Source organism: Nocardia sp. NPDC060220, assembly GCF_042727815.1.
In the GTDB taxonomy this organism is placed as follows: Bacteria; Actinomycetota; Actinomycetes; order Mycobacteriales; family Mycobacteriaceae; genus Nocardia.
On record NZ_JBHWZY010000235.1, the window covers coordinates 1 to 8,634 of the forward strand.

The following is an 8,634-nucleotide window of genomic DNA, read 5'->3' on the forward strand; positions in this document are numbered from 1 at the left end:
CTGCTGAGCGGGGGGCTCGGATCTGATCCCGCAGTGGCTCCCTTGCTTGTCGCGAAACTGTTCTGCTGCCGTGAAATACACCAATTCGACAGGAGATCGCCATGCCAGAAGCTCGCCCGGACCGCCTGCGTCTACTCGCCCCCGATCAGGAAGCCGCCGCGTTCGCCGTCGTTGCTGATCTGCTCACCGGGAACGCGGCCGGCGTCCCCGACTACTTGGTCGATGACATCGCCGCCGTCCGCGGGCGGTGCCGGTTCGCTCAGGTCCAGATTCCCGGCTACGACGGCGATCTGCTCGACGCGATGGCCGCCTGGCCGACCAGCGGCGGCCCGCATCCGCTCGTCGTGCTTCCCGCCGGTTTGGACCCGGCGGGCTGGAAAATGTACTCCGGGGCGCTGATCAGGCTGCTCATGCGCGGCTACGCCGTCGTTGCCTATACCGAGCGCGGCTTGCCCGGTTCCGGTGGCGAGCTGACGGTGGCCGGTCCCGAAGACGTCGCGGACGGGTCGCTGGTGATCAGCTGGGCGCTCGATCACCCGGAAATCGAGGTCGACCCGGAGCGTATCGGCATGGCCGGCATCTCCTACGGCTCAGGCATCGGCCAGCTCGTCGCCCAGTCTGATCCGCGCGTGAAAGCGGTTGTCGCCCTGAGCACATGGGCTGACCTCGGCGAAGCGTTGTACGACAACGGGACCCGCCACATCCTCGCCGCCGAAGCGCTGGCCGCGATCAGTGAGAAGCCCAGCGCCGAACTGGTGAAGGTGCTCGAGGACTTCCGGACGAACACCGACATCGAAGGCGTGCTGAAGTACGCGCGACGGCGGTCACCCGCCCACATCCCGGATCAGCGCCGCCCCGTGCCGACCTTCTTCACCAGCTACTGGCACGAGACCATTTTTCCCCAGAACCAGCTGCTGAGCTACTTCGCCGAGTTCCCCGGCCCCAAGCGCCTGGATCTGGCAATCGGAGATCATGGGGCAGTGGAGATCCCGGGCTTGCTGCTCGGTGTGTACACCCGCACCACCGAGGCCGCATACGACTGGCTCGACCACTATCTCAACGGTGTCGACAACGGCATCGATGACGACGGTGCCGTGCACACCGAGACTATGCACAGCTTCACCGTCTCCTCCTGCGCCGGTGTGGAAGGCTGGTCGTCCAATCCGATCCGCACCTACTATCTCGCCGCACCTGCGAGCGGATCCGGCGATGGTGTGCTGGTTCTCGACCCGCCATCGGAGTTCAGCCGGAATATCCGGTCCGGTGCCCCGAATGTCCGCGCCGTGAATCAACTGGTCATGGATGGCTTCCGCGAGCGGTTGCTCATGCCCGTGCGTCACAAGCTCGCCGAGGTCGACCGATCCGCCGCAGCGGTGTGGACGAGCGCTCCGCTCCCGTCGCCGCACCACATCGCGGGCATCCCGCGAATTCGTGTGACGGTGACGCCCACCACCAAGACCGCCACCGTCGTCGCCTACCTCTTCGACCTGGACGTGGTCACCGGCAACCTGAAGATCATCACCCATGCCGCGACCACCGTGAGCAACGCCGTACCGGAACATCCCACCGCAGTCGAACTGCGCTTGCAGGCCACTGACTATCGGGTCCCCGCCGGCCACCGGCTTGCCGTCATCCTCGCCACCGAGGACCCCTTGTACGCCGGCGAGACCGAACCTGGCGCCGTGGTGACGCTGTCCGCCTTCCACGGTGCCGCGGGTATCGATATCCCTTTGGCTGACTGATACCACCGGTGACTGATTGCCCGGGACAGCGCGGTCTCCGGCAATCAGTCCGCCGCGGCCGAACAGCCGGCGTCACATCACGCTGATGAGGAAACGTGTCAGAACCTCGACCAGGTCCTCGAGTTCGGCGGAGGTTCCCTCGACGCTCCACTGATGAACCAGCGCCATGAGCGCTCCGATGAAACCTGTTGCTGCGGCACGGAAACCGCCGGCGGGAACGAAGTCCGGGTCTCGTGCCTGCTTCAGTTCTGCCGTGAAGAACTGTACCCAGATCTCACGCTGGTCGACCCGGTGCTTCTCGACATCGGCGCTCACGCCGACGATTTCGACGAAAGATACCCGCGCACGATGGGGGTTCATCCCGATCGATTCGGCGTAGGCACGCACAGCGATGCGCGCCCGCGCGGGCGCGTCCACCTCGCCGGCCTCGCTCAGCGCCTCGACCACCGCCCGGCGCGCATCAGTCTGAACCAGGTCGTAGACCGCCAGCAGTAGTTGCTCGCGGTTGCCGAAATGTTCATAGAACTGCGCGCGGGCCAACCCAGCGGCCTTGCACACCATCGTGATGGATGCGCCTTGATATCCCTGCTCGCCGAACACGGCGAGACCGGCAGCGATGAACTGCTCTCGCCGTTCGGCCCGGCGATCCTCGACCGGGCGACCGTCGTAGATGCGTGGGGACCCGCTCGCAATCACGCCGTCAACTCTAGTGGCCGGAGCGCGGCCGGTTCGCGGCAGCCGATGGAGAGTTCGGAAGAAGCCGATGATTCGGTGGTCCACTCCGAGCTGGCTCGACTATTTGGCTCCGATCGGTTTGCCGAAGAACGACGCGATCGTCTCGCCGAAGATGGACGCGAACAGGGTCATTCCGTCCGGATCCAGGGCTAGCCAGCCGGCATCGGTGATGCTGCACCCCGGCTGAGCGGGAACTCCGTCGAGTCGATCCTTCAACCACAGCAGCGCCGGCGCGGCCCCGGAGATCTCCGTTGTGATGTGCTCGGCAAAGTGCTCACGCGTGTATTGCACCGTCGCCGTGGGGCTTTCGCAGTACGTGTTCACCAACGTGTTCACCGGACCGACCGGGATGAGTTCGTCCGGGTTGGCGTTCCAGATATACATCGGCATATCGGGAACAGACTTGCCCATGCGGGTCTTGTCCAGGGTCGCCATGACAACGGGGTCGCGCAGAGGGTCGCCGCCGGGGACGCGCAGCATGCCCGAGATGTTCAGGAAGGGCACCAGCGCGGTGTTGTACTGCACGCACAGCCCGCCCTTTACCGTCGCCAGACCTTTGCCCAGCGGGTCGAGGTCTCGGTTCAACATCTCCGCGAAATCCGGATACTCACGCGAAAGGCCGAGTACCGCGGCGTAGATGATCCCGGCCCACGCCCCGTTGTTGCCGTTGCTGAGCACTGCACCGAGATCGGCGGGAACACCGCCCTCGGCGGCGCCGACGATATCGATCTCGGGTGCGTAGCTCTGTTTCAGCTCGGCTGCGTGCCCCGTGGCGATCGCGCCACCGGAGTATCCGTACATGCCGATGCGCGCGTCCGGGGTGAGGCGTAGCGGCTCGAAACTCCGGGCGGCGCGAATGCTGTCGAGGGTGATTCGGCCGGCCAGTGGTCCAGCCGCGTAGGCGCTGTCGGGCCCCTGATGGTCCGGGATCACGACGGCCCAGCCCTGTTGCACCGCCGCCTGCGCGATCACGAACTCCGCCGGAGCGACGATCTGGCCGGCCAGAATGGCAGGCGACCATTGCTGTATGGCATAGGACGGCGCGCAGTACCCGGCCAGAGAATCCTCGGCGATTTGCATCGACACCAGTTTCGACGGTGTCGAACCCCGCGGCTTGAGTACCGTCGCGACGGCCGGGACGGCCTGGTCGCGGCTGTTGTTGGACCGGTAGGACACCTGCCATGCGTCGACGTTGAGCGGTATGACACCCGCGTTGGCGACGTTCACCTGACGCGCGGCGATGATCTGTCCGGGTGCTTTCGCCGCGACGATGTCGGCGGCAGGCCGGTAGAAGGCGGGATCGAGCTCCGGCGGGGCCGGAATCGGAGCGGCGGGTTGAACCGCAGCCGGCTCGGCCGTGCTGGGGGCGGTGCCGGCGATCATCGCGATTGCCATCGCCCCCGCCGCCAGCCCGATCAGGCGGCGGCTAGCCGCTCCTGGACGAAAGTTCATCTTCCCCAACCTCTCAAGTGTGCCACCGCACTGACCCAGACGATGTGTGTTCCAAGTCGCAGCAAGACATTAGACGTCATTGTCTATGTATGTCCAATCTCGATCAGCCACCGTTGGCCTACTGCCCACTGCGCTGGTAGCGGGATCATTTCGGCCTACACGCAATGAAATCGATGCGCTTGGGTGGCGAAGGCGGTAGGTCTGAGTGTCTGGGGCAGTTGGTCATCGCCGTTGCATCTCCGAGGCTGGATGGATCCATTCGTGGAGCCAACTGTGACTTGCCTCATCTCTCGCTGGATGGGTAATGTGCCCCACATCTTAGATATTCGCGTCCAACAATGATGCTGGGAGTGCTCGATATGGCCGCAGTGAACTGGCGCCCGCCGGTGAGAGACCGCCACAGCCGGACAAGGTGGCGGGTGCGGTCCCGTTCGCTCGCCTTCGCCGTGATGATGGTCGCGGGGACCGCCACAGTCGTCGCTGCGCCGGCCTCAGCACTGCCGTTCGACGGAGTCGTGCAGCCCGCGCCGCCGTTCGTGAGTTCACCGGCGATACCGGAGTTCGATTCCTTCTACCGCCCGCCCGCGGACGTCGTCGCAGCCAAACAGCCCGGCGAGATCATCGCCGCGCGGCAGGTGAACGTCGCGACCTACAACGTGCTGCCGCTCAACGTCGATGCCTGGCAGCTGTCGTATCGGTCGAACAACAGTCGCGACGAACCGATAGGCGCTGTCGCGACGGTGCTGAAGCCGCGCGGAGAAGTGCCACGCGGGTCGCGCAACCTGCTCTCCTACCACATGGCCGAGGACTCGACGGGTAAGTACTGCGCCTCGTCGTATTCGATCCAGCAGTGGGCGCTGCCCGGCTTCCTCACCGGGCAGCTGGTCGCGCCGATCGGCTTCCTCGAGGTCCAGGTTGCGTTGCAACAGGGCTGGGCCGTGGTGGTGCCCGATCACCAGGGGCCGAACGCGGCCTTCGCGCACGGCCCCTTGGCCGGGCGGATCGCGCTCGACGGCATTCGCGCAGCCGAGAACTTCGCGCCGATGGGGCTGGACGGGGCGGCGACCAAGGTCGGGATGATGGGCTACTCCGGTGGTTCGGTCCCTACGATGTGGGCGGCCGAAATGCGCAAAACCTATGCTCCGGAATTGAATATCGTCGGCGCGGTCTCCGGCGGAACAGATGCCGACCTGGGCGAGCTGGTGAATCTGGCGAACAACAACGCGGCCTCCGGTCTGGTGTACGCGGGCATCATCGGCCTGGCGCATGAAGAGCCGGAGTTCGCCGCCTTCCTGCGTGAAACGAACAACCCGCTGGGGCAGGCGCTGTTGACCGCGAAGGATCAGCTGTGTGTGGGCTTTCAGGCGGCACTGTTCCCGTTCATGGATATCAAGGGGCTGTTCAATACACCCGGAGATCCCCTCGCGGCACCGGCTGCCCAGGCGGTGATCGAGCGCACCCGGATGGGTAAGAGCGTGCCGGACATGCCGGTGTTCCTGTACCAGGCGAACATGGATTGGCTGGTGCCCGTCGGGCCGGTCAACAAGCTCTACGGCACTTACTGTCAGGATCCGAACGCGCAGGTGACCTATACCCGTGATCACTTCAGCGAGCATCTGAGCCTGGAGGGCATCGGCCTGCCGAGCGCGATGATGTGGATGCGAGATCGCTTCGCCGGGGTGCCGGTCGAGAACGGTTGCCAACTCGATGAAGTCGGCTCCATGGCGCTGGACTCGCGCACATGGGGGGAGTGGGTCTCGATCATCGGCGGTGAGCTGGCGGCCTTCCTCGGTCAGCCCATCGGCACCCGCTGACGCCCGCTGTCGGGTCGACTCGTGGATCGCGACAGGCGACTCTATGCGACGGGCCTTGGGATCGGTGTCCAAGTACTGCAACGCTGCTGATCGCCATCAGTCCGAATCTGCTGGTGCCCCAGGGCGTTCCATAGAGAAACTATGTGGCCACCCACGCCCTTCGCGCGCCGGTCGGCATCACCTGACAGCCTCAGCTGAACGCGAACATCGTGGCGTGGGTGCGACATCGGCTGGCAAGGTGAGGCGCATGGAGAACTTACGGGATGCTGAGCGGCGGTTGCAGGCCGCGCAACTTGCCGGGGATGTGCAGGCGCTGGATCGTCTGCTCGATGACCGGTTGATCTTCACCTTCGGCGCAGACGTCTACACCAAGACCGATGACCTGGAGCTTCACCGCACCCGGATGCAGGTGGTGACGGCCATGGTCGAGGAAGAGCTGAACGTACTCACCGACGGGCGTACCGGGGTGACCTGGTTTCTCGGGACCATCGAGGGGGCCGTCAACGGCGAGCCTTTCGGAGCCAGGATGCGTTACACGCGTTCCTGGTTGCACGACGATACGCACGGCTGGCGGATCATCGCAGCACACGCCAGCACGACGGATTGATGGTCCTGTCGCCCGAATTCGTCCTGTGCGTCAGAGGGCGTCTGAAACTCGATCCGGCGTCGCGCGAAACAGAGCATCCACCAATGATGGTGCGCTTTTCAGTTGACCAGAATCGGTGCACCGTCGGACGGCACATTCGTGATGTTGCGGACCCGGCCCCGCGTCGTCGCGGCCGCGGGCAGGGACAGGACGTGGCGGCGCAGGATCTCTTGGAGCACCGCCGCGCCTTCCATCAGCGCGAAACCCGCCCCGATGCACCGGCGCACTCCGCCGCCGAACGGCAGCCAGGTATTCGGCGCCACGCTGCCGTCGAGGAAGCGGCCGGGCCGGAACACCGCGTCCGGGAAAGCCTCGGGGCGCTGGTGTGCGAGCAGGATCGAGGTCGCGACGACGGTTTCAGCGGGCAGGTCGTAGCCGCCGATCATCATGTCGCGGGTGAGCTTTCGCACGATCCCTCCGATGACCCAGTGGTAGCGCAGTGCTTCCTTCATCACCGCTTCGAGGTAAACGGTGTCGCCGTCGAGCGCGGCCTGGCGGGCGAGGTCCTGCTGTGCGGGGTTGGCGGCCAGTTCGCGTAGCGCCCATGACAGTGCGGCCGAGGTCGTCTCGTGCCCGGCGGCGAGCAGGGTGACCAACTGATCGCGGAGTTCGTCCGGGGTGAGCGGGGTGTCGTTGCCGCTGCCCGCTGACATCAGCCGCGACAGCACATCTGCGCCCGTGGCGTTGCTGCCGGTGCGGCGCTGCTCGATCTCGGCGTAGAGGTGGGCGTCCAGACTGGCCCGGTCGCGGTGGAACCGCTTCCAGGGGCCGCGGTTTTGTAGGGCCGGGTAGCGGGAACCGAGCAGGGTGAGCGGGGCGATGTCGGTAATCCGGCGCATGGGTGGACCGAGTAGGTCGCGGCGGCGCGGATCGGCGACACCGAGCACCACCTCGCCGATGACATCGAGGGTGATCCCGGTCATCGCGTCCAGGCCGCGGATCGTCGACCCAGCCCGCCAGGTCTCCACGTGGCCAGCGGCGATCTGCTCGATCATCTTGCGGTAACCGGTCAGAGCGGGCCCGGTGAAGGCGGGCATCAGCAGGCGGCGGGCCCGAGCGTGCTCGGCCTCGTCGGTGATGAGCACCGAATGATCGCCGAGCAGCGGACGCAGGATGCCGTTGCTCTCGCCGGCGTGCAGGTCGGTGGGGGAGGCGGCGAAGATCTCGCGGACGTGCTCGGGGCGAGTGAAGACAACCAGATGTCGGGCGTATGGCGGCACCATGCGCAGGGTGAAGGTGTCGCCGTAACGGAGAGCGGTGGCGGTCATGAACCGCTCCCGCGCTTGCACATACCGGATCGTCTGCGCGATCGCGGGTAGTCGGGGGCCGGGCGGGTACATGGCGACGGTCCTCTCCTAGACACCTCACTCCACGGTAACCCCGGGGGCTCGCGCCGGGCGTCGAACTGGAAGTCCGCGTGTTCGCGGCAGTGCGGCAGAACGGCGTTCTGTCTGAATTGTTAGTCTCCGTTGATGATTTCAGCACGGAAAGGTTTTCCGGCGCTGACGGGGGCCGCGTTGATCTGTTCGATGGTGGCGTGTTCCGGCGAGAACAGGGCCGCGATCTCGCCCAGCCCGTCAGCGCCGCGCACCAGCACGACGGCCGAACCGACGCAGACCGATGGCACATTGCCCGACGGCACCGACACCTACGGCTATCGCGATTCGTTCGCCCGATGTCAGGGCACGGAACGGCTGGTGCTGCTGGTCAGCCAGACCACTGGGCGTCCGGTGACCACCTTTCAGGGCAGCCGAGTGGGCGGCGACCAGCGATTCGTCGTGTGCGAGGACCAGGCTGGCACCCGGATCATGCGGGCGGCGGCGCCGGCGCTACGGCCGGACCCCTTCGACGGAGCCTTCTTCACTTTCACCGCCAATAGTCAGCAGTTCGTGGCCGATGGCATGAAGATCGACCTGGCGCGTGCGACGATCACCGTCACCGACGATCCGAAACACCCCGAATTCCGTGCGGTGACATGGACGGTGAACGAATACTGGTCTGCTGTCTACTAATTCGGCCCCTCGGCCCCTCGGCCGCGACCCGTGAACGTCGTCGCTGGTTCAGCGACTTTGATGATCGACGTCTGTGGTCCGGGGGCTATCGCGGTTTCGTCGCGAGAAGTTCTGGATTTCTAGGCATTCGTCACCGTCGCTAGTGCGCAGACCGTTCAAGTGGCGCTTTGCTACCTGGGTTCCAGGAAGGCTGTCCGCCGCGACAGCTCGGCCCGTAACTGCAGGAATCGGAA

At 65.6% G+C, this 8,634-nt stretch carries 8 protein-coding genes; 4 read left to right on the forward strand and 4 right to left on the reverse strand.

Annotated features, from left to right (window positions below):
- Nucleotides 1-101 precede the first annotated feature (101 nt).
- Nucleotides 102-1,742, forward strand: a complete 1,641-nt coding sequence (locus tag ACFWF3_RS14645; RefSeq protein ID WP_379314063.1) for a CocE/NonD family hydrolase — start codon at nt 102-104, stop codon at nt 1,740-1,742.
- Nucleotides 1,743-1,814: 72 nt separating this feature from the next.
- On the opposite strand, the gene ACFWF3_RS14650 is transcribed toward ACFWF3_RS14645, so the two are convergent.
- Nucleotides 1,815-2,522, reverse strand: a complete 708-nt coding sequence (locus ACFWF3_RS14650; RefSeq protein WP_379314064.1) for a TetR/AcrR family transcriptional regulator — start codon at nt 2,520-2,522, stop codon at nt 1,815-1,817.
- Between the two features lie 15 nt (nt 2,523-2,537).
- On the reverse strand, nt 2,538-3,929 hold the full coding sequence (locus tag ACFWF3_RS14655) for a lipase family protein (protein ID WP_379314065.1): 1,392 nt from the start codon (nt 3,927-3,929) through the stop codon (nt 2,538-2,540).
- A gap of 449 nt (nt 3,930-4,378) precedes the next feature.
- On the opposite strand from ACFWF3_RS14655, the gene ACFWF3_RS14660 reads away from it, so the two are divergent.
- On the forward strand, nt 4,379-5,743 hold the full coding sequence (locus ACFWF3_RS14660; protein ID WP_379314070.1) for a lipase family protein: 1,365 nt from the start codon (nt 4,379-4,381) through the stop codon (nt 5,741-5,743).
- A gap of 214 nt (nt 5,744-5,957) precedes the next feature.
- Nucleotides 5,958-6,350 carry a nuclear transport factor 2 family protein gene (locus tag ACFWF3_RS14665; RefSeq protein WP_379314066.1) on the forward strand — a complete coding sequence of 131 codons (393 nt, stop codon included), beginning with the start codon at nt 5,958-5,960 and terminating at the stop codon, nt 6,348-6,350.
- Nucleotides 6,351-6,448: 98 nt separating this feature from the next.
- On the opposite strand, the gene ACFWF3_RS14670 is transcribed toward ACFWF3_RS14665, so the two are convergent.
- Both ACFWF3_RS14670 and ACFWF3_RS14675 read right to left on the reverse strand, forming a co-directional pair.
- Nucleotides 6,449-7,729: a cytochrome P450 gene (locus ACFWF3_RS14670; RefSeq protein ID WP_379314067.1), complete on the reverse strand. Its 1,281-nt coding sequence runs from the start codon at nt 7,727-7,729 to the stop codon at nt 6,449-6,451.
- Nucleotides 7,730-7,848: 119 nt separating this feature from the next.
- A complete protein-coding gene (locus ACFWF3_RS14675) occupies nt 7,849-8,037 on the reverse strand; it encodes a hypothetical protein (RefSeq protein ID WP_379314068.1) in 189 nt (62 codons plus the stop codon).
- A 49-nt stretch (nt 8,038-8,086) separates the two neighbouring features.
- Between ACFWF3_RS14675 and ACFWF3_RS14680 the strand changes: the two genes are divergently transcribed.
- A complete protein-coding gene (locus ACFWF3_RS14680; protein ID WP_379314069.1) occupies nt 8,087-8,401 on the forward strand; it encodes a hypothetical protein in 315 nt (104 codons plus the stop codon).
- Nucleotides 8,402-8,634: the final 233 nt, after the last annotated feature.